Source organism: Pseudomonas sp. NFACC32-1 (genome assembly GCF_900101215.1).
GTDB lineage: Bacteria > Pseudomonadota > Gammaproteobacteria > Pseudomonadales > Pseudomonadaceae > Aquipseudomonas.
In genome coordinates this window covers 111,850-126,728 of record NZ_FMUL01000008.1, presented here as the reverse complement: position 1 = coordinate 126,728, position 14,879 = coordinate 111,850, and the positions used below count along the sequence as shown (strand labels likewise).

Annotated in this window: 11 protein-coding genes; all 11 read right to left on the bottom strand. The window is 62.0% G+C overall.

Features of this window, described 5'->3' with window-relative positions; translation table 11 throughout:
• Positions 1–10: 10 nt before the first annotated feature.
• Positions 11–3,304 carry a transglutaminase family protein gene (locus BLP99_RS14640; protein ID WP_072397898.1) on the bottom strand — a complete coding sequence of 1,098 codons (3,294 nt, stop codon included), beginning with the start codon at positions 3,302–3,304 and terminating at the stop codon, positions 11–13.
• Positions 3,305–3,474: 170 nt separating this feature from the next.
• On the bottom strand, positions 3,475–3,936 hold the full coding sequence (locus tag BLP99_RS14635) for a hypothetical protein (protein ID WP_072397899.1): 462 nt from the start codon (positions 3,934–3,936) through the stop codon (positions 3,475–3,477).
• A complete protein-coding gene (locus BLP99_RS14630; protein WP_072397900.1) occupies positions 3,933–4,859 on the bottom strand; it encodes an Ssp4 family T6SS effector in 927 nt (308 codons plus the stop codon). The genes BLP99_RS14635 and BLP99_RS14630 overlap by 4 nt, the downstream gene beginning before the upstream one ends.
• A gap of 169 nt (positions 4,860–5,028) precedes the next feature.
• Positions 5,029–7,329, bottom strand: coding sequence for a YgiQ family radical SAM protein (locus BLP99_RS14625; RefSeq protein ID WP_072397901.1), 2,301 nt, complete (start codon positions 7,327–7,329; stop codon positions 5,029–5,031).
• Between the two features lie 203 nt (positions 7,330–7,532).
• Positions 7,533–8,930 (bottom strand): replicative DNA helicase, encoded by a 1,398-nt coding sequence (gene dnaB / locus BLP99_RS14620; RefSeq protein ID WP_072397902.1) that lies wholly within the window; start codon positions 8,928–8,930, stop codon positions 7,533–7,535.
• Between the two features lie 121 nt (positions 8,931–9,051).
• Positions 9,052–9,498: a 50S ribosomal protein L9 gene (gene rplI / locus BLP99_RS14615; RefSeq protein WP_072397903.1), complete on the bottom strand. Its 447-nt coding sequence runs from the start codon at positions 9,496–9,498 to the stop codon at positions 9,052–9,054.
• Positions 9,499–9,520: 22 nt separating this feature from the next.
• Positions 9,521–10,414, bottom strand: a complete 894-nt coding sequence (locus BLP99_RS14610; protein ID WP_072397904.1) for a YybS family protein — start codon at positions 10,412–10,414, stop codon at positions 9,521–9,523.
• Positions 10,415–10,450: 36 nt separating this feature from the next.
• Complete coding sequence (gene rpsR, locus BLP99_RS14605; RefSeq protein WP_002551829.1) at positions 10,451–10,681, bottom strand: 30S ribosomal protein S18; 231 nt, start codon at positions 10,679–10,681, stop codon at positions 10,451–10,453.
• 28 nt (positions 10,682–10,709) lie between these two features.
• Positions 10,710–11,138 carry a 30S ribosomal protein S6 gene (rpsF, locus tag BLP99_RS14600; RefSeq protein ID WP_053155628.1) on the bottom strand — a complete coding sequence of 143 codons (429 nt, stop codon included), beginning with the start codon at positions 11,136–11,138 and terminating at the stop codon, positions 10,710–10,712.
• Positions 11,139–11,441: 303 nt separating this feature from the next.
• Positions 11,442–12,203: a 23S rRNA (guanosine(2251)-2'-O)-methyltransferase RlmB gene (gene rlmB / locus BLP99_RS14595; RefSeq protein WP_092180623.1), complete on the bottom strand. Its 762-nt coding sequence runs from the start codon at positions 12,201–12,203 to the stop codon at positions 11,442–11,444.
• Entirely contained in the window at positions 12,200–14,800 is a 2,601-nt protein-coding gene (rnr, locus tag BLP99_RS14590) for a ribonuclease R (RefSeq protein WP_072397906.1), read from the bottom strand. The genes rlmB and rnr overlap by 4 nt, the downstream gene beginning before the upstream one ends.
• Positions 14,801–14,879 lie beyond the last annotated feature (79 nt).

Here is a 14,879-nt window from a genome sequence, read left to right as displayed (position 1 = left end):
CAGGTCCAGATTACAGGCTTGTCGCCCCCTGGACACGTCGCAGATCGAGGGTGAAAGGAAACTCGTCATCCACGGTCAGGCTGGGTGTCGCAAGTTTCCCCGGTGTGTGTCCGAGACGGAAGAAACGCGCCATTCGCCGACTCTCGGCCTCGTTGGCGTTCACCGGCAGGCTGTCGTAGTTGCGTCCGCCCGGATGAGCCACATGGTACTGGCAACCGCCCACGGAGCGCTGGCCCCAGGTGTCGAGCAAGTCGAAGACCAGTGGCGCATGGACCGGGATGGTGGGTTGCAGGCAACTGGCCGGCTGCCAGGCCCGGAAACGCACCCCGGCGACGAACTCTCCGACCCGGCCGGTGGGTTGCAGCGGTACCGGTACGCCATTGCAGGTCAACACATAACGTTGCGGCGCCATGCCAGTGAGCTTGACCTGCAGGCGCTCCAGGGAGGAATCCACGTAGCGTACGGTCCCACCCACCGAACCTTCTTCCCCCAGCACATGCCAGGGCTCCAGGGCCTGGCGCAATTGCAACTCGATGCCACCCACCGCATAGTCGCCCACCTTGGGAAAACGGAACTCCAGATGGGCGGCGAACCACTCGGCCCGCAACGGATAACCGGCGGCGTTCAGCTCGACAATCACGTCGGCGAAATCCTGTTCGATAAAGTGCGGCAGCAGGAAGCGATCGTGCAGCTCGGTGCCCCAGCGCGCCAGTTTCGCCGGCGCATAGGGCTCGCGCCAGAACCGCGCCACCAGCGCCCGCAACAGCAGTTGCTGGGCCAGGCTCATGCGGGCATGAGGCGGCATTTCGAACGCACGCAACTCCAACAGACCGAGCCGGCCGGTGGCACCGTCCGGCGAATAAAGCTTGTCGATGCAGAATTCGGCGCGGTGGGTGTTGCCGGTCACGTCGATCAACAGGTTGCGCAACAGCCGGTCGACCAACCATGGCGGGCACTCCTCGCCAGGCGCGGGCATCTGGGCAAACGCGATTTCCAGTTCATACAATGCGTCGTTACGCGCTTCGTCCACCCGCGGCGCCTGGGACGTCGGACCGATGAACAATCCGGAAAACAGGTAGGACAACGATGGGTGGTTATGCCAGTAGCTGATCAGACTGCGCAGCAGGTCAGGACGCCGCAGAAAAGGTGAGTCAGCCGGAGTCGCGCCGCCCAGGACGAAATGATTACCGCCGCCCGTGCCGGTGTGGCGGCCATCGATCATGAATTTTTCGGTCGTCAGCCGCGTCAGCCGTGCCTGCTCGTAGAGAAACTCGGTGCGCTCCACCAACTCATCCCAGCTCGCCGAAGGCTGTACGTTCACCTCGATCACACCTGGGTCGGGCGTGATGCGCAAATGGCTCAGGCGCGGATCACTCGGCGGTTCGTAACCCTCCAACAGCAGCGGGCAATGCAGCTCCTGCGCCGTGGCCTCGATGGCGGCCACCAGTTCCAGGTAATCCTCGACCCGCTCCAATGGCGGCATGAACACATACAACCGCCCTTCCCGCGCCTCGGCACACAACGCCGTGCGGGTCAGCCAGTCGGCGGACTCGTCGATGGCTGGCGCGCGGTCCTGGTCGATGGCCGGCTCGCCATGCTGGGCCAATCGCTCGGCATCCGGCAGCCCGGGCAGGTCCTGGTTCGGGTCGGTGGGATGGATGAACGGATACTCCGCCGCCGTGACCCACGGCTGGGACGCCAGCGGCAGGCGATAGCCCAAGGGCGAGTCCCCCGGCACCAGTCGACAATGTTCGTCGCGCAGGTACCACCGGCCGCTTTGCCATTGATCGCCCTTGGCGGTACGCGCCAATGGCAGGACCTGGCCGATCACCTTGTCCAGGCCCTGGTTGAAGACCTTGCGCAGCCTGGCCCGCTCCAGGGCATCTTCCAGCCGCGCATCCTGGGGCGTGACGTTCGAGGGCAGCGTGCCCTCGCGCCAGAGGTAGTAGAAATTGTCTTCGTAGGCTGGGAACACGAAGCGCGCAGGAATCTTCAGACGTTCGGCAACGCTCTTCAGGAAGCGCCCGGCCAGCTCGCCATCGGCGCCGTAGTCCTGTTGCTCATCCGCGAACAGGGCGGCGTTGCGCCAGATCGGCACCCCGTCACGCCGCCAATAGCAATTGAGCGACCAGCGCGGCAGCGGTTCACCGGGGTACCACTTGCCCTGGCCGAAGTGCACCAGCCCCTGGGGCGCGTAGTGCTTGCGCATGCGCTCGAACAGCTCGGCCGAGAGCCGACGCTTGTCCGGACCGAGCGCTGCGGTATTCCATTCGGCGCCATCCGGATCATCGATGGACACGAATGTCGGCTCGCCGCCCATGGTCAGCCGTACATCGCCCTCCAGCAGGTCGGTATCGATCTGTCGCCCCAGCGCCTGGATCGCCAACCATTGCTCGTCGGTGTAAGGCTTGGTCACCCGCGGCGCTTCCCAGATCCGTTCCACGACCATTTCGTGGCTGAATTCGCATTCACAAGGCTCCACCAGCCCGGTGATGGGCGCCGCCGAGGACGGATCGGGACTGCAAGCCAAGGGGATATGGCCTTCCCCAGCGAACAAACCTGAAGTGGCATCCAGGCCGATCCAGCCGGCGCCGGGCAGGTAAACCTCGCACCAGGCATGCAAATCGGTGAAATCCACCTCCGTGCCGGAGGGTCCGTCGAGGCTTTTCACATCGGCGGTCAACTGGATCAGATAGCCCGAGACGAAACGCGCGGCCAGGCCCAGGTGACGCAACAGCTGCACCAGCAGCCAGGCGGAATCGCGACAGGAACCGGATGCCTGCTCCAGAGTGTGCTCCGGCGTCTGGACACCCGGCTCCATGCGGATCAGGTAATTGATGTCTTCGCTCAGGCGCTGGTTGAGCGCCACCAGGAAATCCACCGTGGGCAACGGCGTGCGTTCGATACTGTCCAGGTAGGCCTGGAACCTGGGGGTCAGCGGCAGCTTTTCCAGGTAAGGCATCAACTCGTGTTTTTCATCGGGCGCGTAGGCAAAAGGAATCTGCTCGGCATAAGGCTCGAGAAAGAAGTCGAACGGATTGAACACCGCCATTTCCGCCAACAGATCGACTTCGATCCGCAGCTCTTGGGTTTTCTGCGCAAACACCAGCCGCGCCAGGTAATTGCCCTGGGGGTCCTGCTGCCAGTTGATGAAGTGCTGGTCGGGCGAGACTTTCAAGGCATACGACAGGATGCGCGTACGGCTATGGGGCGCCGGACGCAGGCGGACAATCTGCGGACCGAGCTCCACGGCGCGGTCGTAGCGGTAGTGCGTGACGTGATGCAAAGCAACATGGATCGACACGGCGGTCTCCTGCGGGCCTGGGCATTATCGAAAGCGGCGCAAGACTTATGCCATGCAGGCAAGCCGGGCACTTCCTTCGTCCACACAGGGCAGTAGAGCACTAAAACCGCGCGGTGCCCGCATTTGTGTGCAAAGGCACGCACATAAACAAGGCGAACAGGCCGCTCGCCTCAGCGTCGCTTGTGAGAAGCCCTGGCTGCCTGGACGATCAGTTCGCGCTGCCGACGGATGTCCACCAGCTTGCCGCGCATCTCACGATGGCGCTTGCTGTTGAGCAGCAACAGTCCCAGCAACGGGAACAGCACGGCGAACAGATAGACTCCCTGATGGGGTCGATAGGCGATCATCGGCAAGACGACGGCCAGACACGCCAGGAAATAACCTGCCACGCCCCAGACGGCCCAGGCCCGCCCGCGCGCGATCATGAGATTGGCCAGCACCAGCACGACCACCAGCGCCAATGCCCCGAGCCCCACATAGTCGCTCCTGACCGAAGGCTCCAAGGCACGCCAGTAAGTGGCTCCGGCCAAGGCAAGCAGGCTGGATCCGGAAAAGCAGCCCAGCAGGATGGTACCCATGAACACCGGGAAATACCGGGCCAGAAAGTCCTTCAGCGAGCCGCCCCCGATCATTCGGTGAACTCCTCATACAGGCCGACGGCGACGGTTTTCACATGACCGCCGCCGGTGTAACTGCCGATCACGCCCAGGGCGCCACCCAGGGAGTCCTGAATCTGGGTCAGGGTAGCGTGCCGGATTTGGGCCGAAGAATAACGCTTGGGCAAGGCCCCGGCGCGCTGCTGCAACTTGAGCAGCTTGGCGGTCAGGCTCGGGTCCTTGAGCGTCAACAGCTCCCGCGTCAACTTGGACCGCTCCTGGCGGCTCAGCCCCTTGAGCAGCTGGTACCAGCTTTTTCCGGTGTTGGCCGCCTTGTTGGCCTTGAGCAGGCGAACCGTCGTGAGAGCCGACCCGCCGACGCCCACCAGGGAAACCGCATCCAGGATCGGGGATACGATGTTGTACCAATCGGCGTCGTTCATCTCATCGTTGCCAGTAGGATTGGTCAGTTCGTTGGCCACCCGCGCGCCTCCGATGACACACTGGGCAGTACTCGCGGTCGCGGCAGCGGCGCCCAGGGCCACCAGCCAGGCGCTGGCGCCAGCGGTGAAAGGCACGGCAACGCTGCCACTGAACACCACCACCCAACCGATCACGGCGGCGACGCAAGACAAGCCGGCATTGGTCGCTTCAAGGCCAAGCTTCGACTCCCGCGGGCTGCTTTTCACCTGGTCGACGAACTGCTGTGGCGCGATGTATCGCTTTGCCTCACGCAAGATCACGCGCTTGGGCGCGATGCTGCAGATCGGCTTGAATTCCCGCAGGGTCACCACGTTGTAGTCGGCATCGACATACACCACCCCCGCCCCGGCAATATTCGGATCGGCATCGATGGCAGCGAACAGGCGCGGCAGGTTGATCTGGCTTTCGATGCGTTGGCGGGCCATGTACTGGGAGAACGTGAAGTCCATGCCGATGGCCGTTGTAGCGCTGCTCATATGAATCGTCCTTGAGAATCGAAGATGAATCTTTTATCCACACGCAACCCTGTGGCGAGGGATGCCTGCTGGCTGGCATTGGCGGCCGCCACGATAACAAACGGCCACCACCCCCGCTAGAAAGCAAAACGCCAGCACTCAGGCTGGCGTTTGCGATACGACTCCAGGGTCAGCGCGGTACCACGGGCTTGCGGGCCGGTTTCGGCCCCTTACCCTTGGCGGCGTCCTTGCGCTCCTTGGCGGCCTTCTGGTTGCGGGCGAATGCCTCGGCCTTGGCCTTCTCACGCTTGTCCCACGGATTGCCGCCGTCGCTGGCACGCGGCGGCAGGCCCGTGTGCTGGGTCAGGATCCGGGTGGTTTCCTTGCCCACCTTGTGGCTGCCGGCCGGTGTCGAGTTCTTGCGACGGGCACTCTGGTAGCTGTCGGTGGCCGGCTGGTGCAACGGGATCAACTGATGCTTGCCCGGCCCGATCAGGTCGGCGCGGCCCATGCGGGTCAACGCCTCGCGCAGCATCGGCCAGCCCTTGGGATCGTGATAACGCAGGAAGGCCTTGTGCAGGCGGCGCTGCTCCTCGCTCTTGACGATGGTCACCGCATCGCTCTTGTAGGTGACCTTGCGCAGCGGGTTCTTGCCCGAGTGGTACATGGCGGTGGCCGTGGCCATCGGCGACGGATAGAAGGCCTGGACCTGGTCGGCGCGGAAGCCGTTGCTCTTGAGCCACAGCGCCAGGTTCATCATGTCTTCGTCGGTGGTGCCCGGATGCGCAGCGATGAAGTACGGGATCAGGTACTGCTCCTTGCCCGCCTCCCGGGTGTATTTCTCGAACATCCGCTTGAATCGGTCATAGGTGCCGATGCCCGGCTTCATCATCTGGTTGAGCGGACCTTCCTCGGTGTGCTCCGGCGCGATCTTCAGGTAACCGCCGACGTGGTGGGTCACCAGCTCCTTGACGTATTCCGGGGATTCGACCGCCAGGTCGTAGCGCAGGCCGGACGCGATCAGGATCTTCTTCACCCCTGGCAATGCCCGGGCGCTGCGATACAGCTGGATCAGCGAAGAATGGTCGGTGTTCAGGTTCGGGCAGATGCCCGGGAACACGCAGGACGGCTTGCGGCACGCGGACTCGATTTCCGGGCTCTTGCAGGCGATGCGATACATGTTCGCGGTGGGTCCGCCGAGGTCGGAAATGACCCCGGTGAAGCCTGGGACCTTGTCGCGGATCTCTTCGATCTCGCGAATGATCGACTCTTCGGAACGGTTCTGGATGATCCGGCCTTCGTGCTCGGTGATCGAGCAGAAGGTGCAGCCGCCGAAGCAGCCACGCATGATGTTCACCGAGAAGCGGATCATTTCGTAGGCAGGGATCTTTTCCTTGCCGTACGCCGGGTGTGGGACACGTGCGTAAGGCATACCAAACACGTAGTCCATTTCCTCGGTGGTCATCGGAATGGGTGGCGGGTTGAACCAGACATCCACATCGCCATGCTTCTGCACCAGCGCGCGGGCGTTGCCCGGGTTGGTTTCCAGATGCAGCACGCGGTTGGCGTGGGCATAGAGCACCGGGTCGTTGCGGACCTTTTCCACCGACGGCAGGCGGATCACGGTTTTGTCGCGGGTCATTTTCGGGCTCGCCAGGATCTGCACGACCTTGGCTTCGCTCGGGTCCTCCACCGGCCCTTTCTCCTGCTCGATGGCGCAGGCGGCGGTGTCCTGGGTGTTCACGTACGGATTGATGATCTTGTCGATCTTGCCCGGACGGTCGATACGCGTGGAATCGACTTCGTACCAGCCTTCGGGTGTGTCGCGGCGAATGAACGCGGTGCCGCGCACATCGGTGATGTCCTCGATCCTGTGGCCATAGGACAGACGCTGGGCGACTTCGACAATGGCTCGCTCTGCGTTGCCGTAGAGCAGGATATCGGCACTGGCGTCGATCAGGATCGAGTTGCGCACCCGGTCCTGCCAGTAATCGTAATGGGCGATGCGGCGCAGGGAGGCCTCGATGCCACCGAGCACGATCGGCACATGCTTGTAGGCTTCCTTGCAGCGCTGGCTGTAGACCAGGCTCGCACGGTCCGGCCGCTTGCCCGCCAGGCCACCGGGGGTATAGGCGTCATCGGAACGGATTTTCTTGTCAGCGGTGTAGCGGTTGATCATCGAGTCCATGTTGCCGGCCGCGACACCGAAAAACAGGTTGGGCTCGCCAAGCTTCATGAAGTCGTCCTTGGACTGCCAGTTCGGCTGGGCAATGATCCCCACGCGAAAGCCTTGGGCTTCCAGCAAACGGCCAATGATCGCCATGCCGAACGAAGGATGGTCGACGTAGGCATCACCGGTCACGATGATAATGTCGCACGAATCCCAGCCGAGCTGATCCATCTCCTCCCTGCTCATGGGCAGGAACGGCGCGGGGCCGAAACATTCGGCCCAGTACTTGGGATAGTCAAATAACGGCTTGGCTGCTTGCATGTCGATGACCGGTATAGAAGATGAAAAATCGCGGGCGCGGAATATAGCACAAAAAATAACCAATTCCGACGGCTATGGTCGGAAATCGGCGGCGCACCTATCGCGAGCAAACTCGCTCCCACAGAGAGGATGCATTCCAGGGTGGGAGCGAGCTTGCTGCGGGCAGCGATCCGACGATGAGGCCGGATCAGACGACGAAGAACTTACTCGTCGTCATCGAAATTGTAGCTGCCCGGCGCGAGGTTCTCGAAACGCGTGTACTTGCCGATGAATGCCAGGCGGACAAAACCGATCGGACCGTTCCGCTGCTTGCCGATGATGATTTCCGCGATGCCCTTGTGTTCCGTCTCGGGGTGATAGACCTCGTCGCGGTATACGAACATGATCACGTCGGCGTCCTGCTCGATCGCTCCGGATTCCCGCAGGTCGGAGTTCACCGGGCGCTTGTTCGGACGCTGTTCCAGGGAGCGGTTCAACTGGGAAAGCGCCACCACCGGACAGTTGAATTCCTTGGCCAGGGCCTTGAGGGAACGGGAGATCTCGGAAATCTCGTTGGTCCGGTTATCGCCACTGGAGCCCGGAATCTGCATCAGCTGCAGGTAGTCGATCATGATCAGGCCGATATCGCCATGCTCGCGCACCAGGCGGCGGGTTCGGGCGCGCATTTCCGAAGGGCTGATACCGGCGGTGTCGTCGATGAACAGCTTGCGGTCGTTGAGCAGGTTGACCGCCGAGGTCAGGCGAGGCCAGTCGTCGTCTTCCAGTTGGCCGGAACGGACCTTGGTCTGGTCGATCCGCCCCAGGGAAGAAAGCATACGCATGATCAGCGACTCACCTGGCATCTCCAGGGAGTAGACCAGGACGACCTTGTCGCTGCGCAGCACGGCGTTTTCCACCAGGTTCATCGCAAAGGTGGTCTTGCCCATGGAAGGACGGCCGGCAACGATGATCAGGTCGGCCGGTTGCAGTCCACTGGTCTTCTCGTCGAGATCGGTATAGCCGGTGGACAGGCCGGTGATCGCGTCGGATGTATTGAACAGGGTATCGATACGATCGATGGCCTTGGTCAGCAGGTCGTTGACACTGACCGGCCCGCCGGTCTTCGGCCGGGCCTCGGCGATCTGGAAGATCTGCCGCTCGGCCTCATCGAGGATTTCCTCAGCCGTACGGCCTTCAGGGTTGAAGGCGCTGTCGGCAATTTCGTTACTGATGCCGATCAACTGGCGCAAGGTCGCCCGCTGGCGGACGATCTGCGCATAAGCCTTGATGTTGGCGACGGACGGCGTGTTTTTCGCCAGCTCGCCCAGGTAACCGAGGCCACCGACCTGGGACGTCTGGCCTTCCTTGTCCAGTTGCTCGGCCAGGGTCACGACGTCGATCGGCATGTTCTGGTCGGCCAGCCTGGCGATCGCGCGGAAAATCAAGCGGTGGTCATGCCGGTAGAAATCGCCATCGGAGACTTGATCGAGCACACGCTCCCAGGCGTTGTTGTCCAGCATCAGGCCACCGAGTACAGCCTGTTCGGCCTCGATGGAATGCGGCGGCACCTTCAGGGCAGCGGTTTGCAGATCATATTGCTCTGGAGCGGTAATTTCGTTCATGGCCACAAGGATTCTGGTGATAGAAGCAGGAGTTGCAGAAAGACAAAGGGCACGACCTGTAAACAGGATCGTGCCCGATGTTACCGGCTCGCACCCGAGGGTGCCAGCCGACAGGTGCTGCTTAGGCTGCTACCACGACAACGCGTACGGTGGCTTCGACTTCGGCGTGCAGGTGCACGGCTACGTCGAATTCGCCTACGTTGCGGATGGTGCCGTTCGGCAGACGAACTTCGCTCTTGGCCACTTCAACGCCGGAGGCGGTCAGTGCGTCAGCGATGTCGTGAGTACCGATCGAACCGAACAGCTTGCCTTCGTCGCCAGCGGTGGCAGTGATGGTCACTTCCAGCTCGGCCAGTTGGGCAGCGCGGCTTTCGGCCGAGGCCTTGCGGTCTGCGGCGGCTTTTTCCAGCTCAGCGCGACGCTCTTCGAACGCGGCCAGGTTGGCAGCGGTCGCAGCGGTGGCTTTGCCAAAAGGCAGCAGGTAGTTACGACCGTAACCGGACTTAACTTTTACTTTGTCGCCCAGGTTGCCCAGGTTGGCGATTTTTTCCAGCAGGATCAGTTCCATTTGGGTATTAACCTCTTAACTTTTAACCTTCACCGTTCGCGTTGTCGGCGTCTTTCGGCGCCATACGACCGCGAAAATCAATCAGGCTGTCGACGATGGCCAGGACCACCAGCAACGGATAGATCAGCTGCATGAACAGCAACAACGTGACGTACAGCCCCACCAGCCAGAACCTGGCCAGTCGCTTCTGCGCCACCAGCCCGTGAATCAGGGCCAGGGCCGCGAACACCAGCGGTACGCTGCACAACGGCGTGAGCATGGCCATCTGCGGACCGAAGTTCGGTCCCAGAAGCATGCCCGCCAGCAGCAACATCGCCAGTCCAAGCGGGAAACGGATGGCGCGAAATTCGCGACCAAAACCACCCGGGTTGTACAACAACGCCTGCCAGTAGCGCCCGATAATCAGGCTCAGCACACTGACGATCTGCAACAAGGCCGCAATCAGGCCGGTCAGGACCGGTGCGATCAGTGACGCGAAACGCGCTTGCTCCTCAGCCGACATCTGCCGGTAGAGATCACCGAGGGCTTCGGGCAGGATTTTTATCAAAGCCTGCGACAGCATCTCGATCTGGGGCGCGAAAGCCACCCCGAGCACCACTGAAAACACCACGCCCAGCGCTATGCTGACCAGCAGCACGCGGTTCCAGGATTCGCTTGCGCGCAACACCAACGCCAGCGCCGAAGACCCCAGCAGCACCATCAGTGCCCGCGGGTCAGCGGTACTCAACCACCAGAGCAAGGCCGGCAGCAGTCCCAGAGCAAGAACGCCAACGGCGTCCCTCAATCCGCGCCGCAGGAGTACGAGACTTCCCGCGGCAGCGCCCAACCAATACAACAACGGCAATGCCGCACATCCAGCCACTACCAGAGTGGCCTGCATACGACCTCGCATGATGAACTCAGCTATGGCGCGCATGCATTCAATCCTTTGCTACGTGTCGACTGCCCGGTCTCAGCGGCCGTGGCTGTCGGTGTAGGCCAGCAGGGCCAGGAAGCGGGCGCGCTTGATAGCGGTGGCCAGCTGACGCTGATAACGAGCTTTGGTACCGGTGATACGGCTTGGAACGATTTTGCCGGTCTCGGATACGTAGGCTTTCAGAGTGTTGAGATCTTTGTAATCGATCTCTTTCACGTCTTCAGCGGTGAAGCGGCAGAATTTACGACGACGGAAGAAACGTGCCATGTGATTGGCTCCTTAGGAAGTCCGTGGATTACTCGTCAGCGTTGTCGCTGTTGTCGCTGTCGCTATCGCTGTCATCGCCTTCGGCGCTGTCAGCATGCTCAGGACGGTCGCGACGCTCACGGCGCTCACTGCGGTTTTCTTCAGCCTTGAGCATCTCGGATTGGCCAGTGATGGCTTCTTCGCGACGGATGACCAGGTTACGGATCACTGCATCGTTGTAGCGGAAGTTGTCTTCCAGCTCGGCCAGGGCCTTGCCGGTGCACTCAACGTTCAGCATCACGTAGTGAGCCTTGTGAACATTGTTGATTGCGTAGGCCAGTTGACGACGGCCCCAGTCTTCCAGACGGTGGATCTTGCCGCCGTCTTCTTCGATCAGCTTGGTGTAACGCTCAACCATGCCGCCGACTTGCTCGCTTTGATCCGGGTGGACCAAAAAGATGATTTCGTAATGACGCATGAATGCTCCTTACGGGTTGTAGCCTGCCGCTTAAAAACGGTCAGACAAGGAGTGAATGACACTTATGGACTTGTGGACGCTAGACACATAAGTGCCTGCCATCACAGCAAGGGGCGCAATTGTAGAGAAGGGTCGAGGGAGGCGCAAGGTAATTGGTGATTATTTGAACAACCGCCAGATTTGCCCAAATACAAAACGCTGTGGGAGCGAGCCTGCTCGATAGCGGCGTGCCCGTCGACTTTTGCGTCCCTGCGACACCGTCATCGCGAGCAAGCTCGCTCCCACATTTGATACGCGTCTGGATCAGGGCTTTTTGGCGACAGCCTTGACGCTCCGCTGGCGCTGGGCCTCGAACAGGCAGACACCGGTGGCGACCGAGACATTGAGGCTGCTGACGCTACCGGCCATCGGCAGCTTGACCAGGTAATCGCAATGCTCGCGTGTCAAGCGGCGCATGCCCTTGCCCTCGGCGCCCATGATCAGGATCGTCGGACCGGTGAGGTCCTGGTCATAGAGGCTGACCTCGGCCTCGCCCGCCGTGCCCACCACCCACAAGCCACGCTGCTGGAGTTTCTCCAGGGTGCGCGCCAGGTTGGTCACGGCCACCAGGGGCATGACCTCCGCCGCACCGCAAGCGACCTTGCGCACCACAGGCGTCAGGGTCGCCGACTTGTCCTTGGGAACAATCACCGCCAGCGCGCCGGCTGCATCCGCCGAGCGCAGGCAGGCGCCGAGGTTGTGAGGGTCGGTCACGCCGTCCAGGACCAGCAGCAGGGGCGAGCCCTCGGTGCGATCGAGCAACTCGTCGAGCATCGCCTCGCCCCAGACCTGGCTCGGGCTCACCTCGGCCACCACGCCCTGGTGCACACCCTCGACCCAGGCATCCATCTCACGACGTTCGGCCTGGCCCACCGCCACACGGTTTTCGCTGGCCAGTTCGATCAAGGTCTGGACCCGCGGGTCGCTACGCCCCTCGGCCAGCCAGATCTGCTTGACCCGCTTGGGATGATGGCGCAGCAGCGCCTCCACGGCATGCACGCCGTAGATTTTTTCCAACTGACTCATGACTTGGCCTTGGGTTTACGCGCCCCGCCACTCTTGGCCGGGGCCGAGCCCGCTTTTGGCGGACCCTTGCGATGTTTGCTCGGTTTGCTGGCAGCCTTCTCCGGAGCCGACCGTCCAGCCTTGCCGCCTGCCTTGGCCTCTGCCAGCAACGCTTTTTTCATCTCACGGCTTTTGCGCACTTCAGCGTTCTTCGCCGCCGCATCGCTCGGACGATAGGCCTCGACGGCTTTTTCCTTGGCCGCACCGCGCCGACCGGACTTGCTCGGCGCCGGCTCGGCTGGGGCCTTGGTCACAGGCGCAGCGGTTTCGGCACCGCGTTTCTTGCGACCGATCGGCGCGCTGATGGTTTTTTCCGCCATCTCGAAATCGATCTTGCGCTCGTCCAGGTCGACACGCATCACCCGTACTTCAACGGTATCGCCCAGGCGGAAGCTACGACCGGTGCGCTCACCCGCCAGGCGGTGATGGACAGGGTCGAAGTGGTAGTAATCCCCCGGCAGCGCGGTGACATGCACCAGGCCTTCGACGTAGATGTCGGTCAGCTCGACGAACAGGCCGAAACCGGTCACGGCGGTGATCACGCCCGGGAACGATTCGCCCACGCGATCTTTCATGTACTCGCACTTGAGCCAGTTCACCACGTCGCGGGTGGCTTCGTCGGCGCGTCGCTCGCTCATCGAACATTGTTCGCCGAGCTGCTCCAGGGCCGCCTCGTCGTACGGATAAATGCGCGCCTTGGGAATGGTCATCGCGCCGGCCCGCTTGACGTGCGGGGTGTTCATCTTGGAGTGGATCACGCTGCGGATCGCCCGGTGCGTGAGCAGGTCGGGATAACGGCGGATCGGCGAAGTGAAGTGGGTATAGGCTTCGTAATTGAGGCCAAAGTGCCCCTGGTTGTCGGCGCTGTACACCGCCTGGCTCAGCGAGCGCAGCATGACGGTCTGGATGAGGTGGAAATCCGGACGATCCTTGATACTGGCCAGCAATGCCTGGTAGTCCTTGGGCGTAGGACCTTCCTTGCCCTTGTGCAGGGACAGGCCCAGCTCGCCGAGGAAGGCGCGCAGTTTTTCCAGGCGCTCCGGCGGAGGACCGTCATGGACCCGATACAGTGCAGGGATTTCGTGCTTCTTCAGGAACTCGGCGGTGGCCACGTTGGCCGCCAGCATGCATTCCTCGATCAGCTTGTGCGCGTCGTTGCGCACGGTCGGACGGATTTCGGCGATCTTGCGCTCGGAGCCGAAGATGATCCGGGTTTCCTGGGTTTCGAAATCAATGGCGCCGCGCACGTGACGGGCCGCCAGCAGCACTTTGTACAATGCATAGAGCTGCTTGAGGTGCGGCAGTACGTCGTTATATTCACCCCGCAGCTTGCGCGCCTCGGCCAGCTTCGGCGTCTCCAGCATCGCGCTGACCTTGTTGTAGGTCAGGCGGGCGTGGGAATGGATCACCGCTTCGTAGAAGCAGTAGTCGGTCATTTCGCCGGTCTTGGAGATGGTCATCTCGCAGACCATGGCCAGGCGATCGACATGAGGGTTGAGCGAGCACAGCCCGTTGGACAACTGCTCGGGCAGCATCGGCACGACACGCTCGGGGAAGTAAACCGAGTTGCCACGCACCTGGGCTTCGGCATCCAGCGCCGAACCGAGCTTCACATAGCTGGAAACGTCGGCGATGGCGACGTAAAGCTTCCAGCCACCGGAGAACAGCCGCAGCTTGCCCGGCCGGGCTTCGCAGTAGACCGCATCGTCGAAGTCCCGTGCGTCCTCGCCATCGATGGTCACGAACGGCAGGTGGCGCAGGTCGATGCGTTTCTCTTTGTCCTTTTCTTCGACTTCCGGCTTGAGCTTGGCCGCTTCCTTCAGCACAGCCTCAGGCCAGACATGAGGAATGTCATAGGTGCGCAGGGCGACATCGATTTCCATGCCCGGCGCCATGTAGTTGCCGACCACTTCCACCACATCCCCCTGCGGCTGGAAGCGAGGGGTTGGCCAGTGGGTGATCTTCACTTCGACGAACTGGCCGATCTTGGCATTGGCGTTGCGGCCCGGGGTGACCAGCACTTCCTGCTGGATCTTGGGATTGTCCGCGACGACGAAGCCGATGCCGCCTTCCTCGAAATAACGGCCGACGATGCTTTCGTGGGCGCGCGATACCACCTCCACAATCACACCCTCACGGCGACCGCGACGGTCCAGGCCGGACACCCGAGCCAGGGCCCGGTCGCCGTCGAACACCAGGCGCATCTGGGCCGGGCTCATGAACAGGTCGTCGCTGCCGTCATCGGGAATCAGGAAACCGAAGCCATCGCGATGGCCGGCGATACGTCCCAGGATGAGGTCGAGCTTGTCCACCGGCGCATAGGTGCCACGGCGGGTATAGATCAGTTGGGCGTCGCGCTCCATGGCACGCAGACGGCGGCGCAGGGCTTCGAGCTGGTCTTCGGTAGTCAGACCGAACTCTTCGACCAACTGTTCACGGCTGGCGGGCGAGCCCCTGTCGGCGAGATGCGCCAGGATCAGTTCGCGGCTGGGAATAGGGTTTTCGTATTTTTCCGCTTCACGAGCGGCCTCGGGATCGAGGGATTGCCAATCGGCCATTAGAGAGTTTTCACCTTGTCTATATGCGGTTAGTTTGGCATAGGCGTAATGAAACGGGAAATTTCAAGCATAAGGAGCC

What these genes read in the sequence shown, in the direction of transcription:
- BLP99_RS14635 (WP_072397899.1), bottom strand. Translation starts at nt 3,936, where the DNA reads ATGATCGGGGGCGGCTCGCTGAAGGACTTTCTGGCCCGGTATTTCCCG.
- BLP99_RS14630 (WP_072397900.1), bottom strand. Translation starts at nt 4,859, where the DNA reads ATGAGCAGCGCTACAACGGCCATCGGCATGGACTTCACGTTCTCCCAG.
- BLP99_RS14625 (WP_072397901.1), bottom strand. Translation starts at nt 7,329, where the DNA reads ATGCAAGCAGCCAAGCCGTTATTTGACTATCCCAAGTACTGGGCCGAA.
- dnaB (WP_072397902.1), bottom strand. Translation starts at nt 8,930, where the DNA reads ATGAACGAAATTACCGCTCCAGAGCAATATGATCTGCAAACCGCTGCC.
- rplI (WP_072397903.1), bottom strand. Translation starts at nt 9,498, where the DNA reads ATGGAACTGATCCTGCTGGAAAAAATCGCCAACCTGGGCAACCTGGGC.
- BLP99_RS14610 (WP_072397904.1), bottom strand. Translation starts at nt 10,414, where the DNA reads ATGCGCGCCATAGCTGAGTTCATCATGCGAGGTCGTATGCAGGCCACT.
- rpsR (WP_002551829.1), bottom strand. Translation starts at nt 10,681, where the DNA reads ATGGCACGTTTCTTCCGTCGTCGTAAATTCTGCCGCTTCACCGCTGAA.
- rpsF (WP_053155628.1), bottom strand. Translation starts at nt 11,138, where the DNA reads ATGCGTCATTACGAAATCATCTTTTTGGTCCACCCGGATCAAAGCGAG.
- rlmB (WP_092180623.1), bottom strand. Translation starts at nt 12,203, where the DNA reads ATGAGTCAGTTGGAAAAAATCTACGGCGTGCATGCCGTGGAGGCGCTG.
- rnr (WP_072397906.1), bottom strand. Translation starts at nt 14,800, where the DNA reads ATGGCCGATTGGCAATCCCTCGATCCCGAGGCCGCTCGTGAAGCGGAA.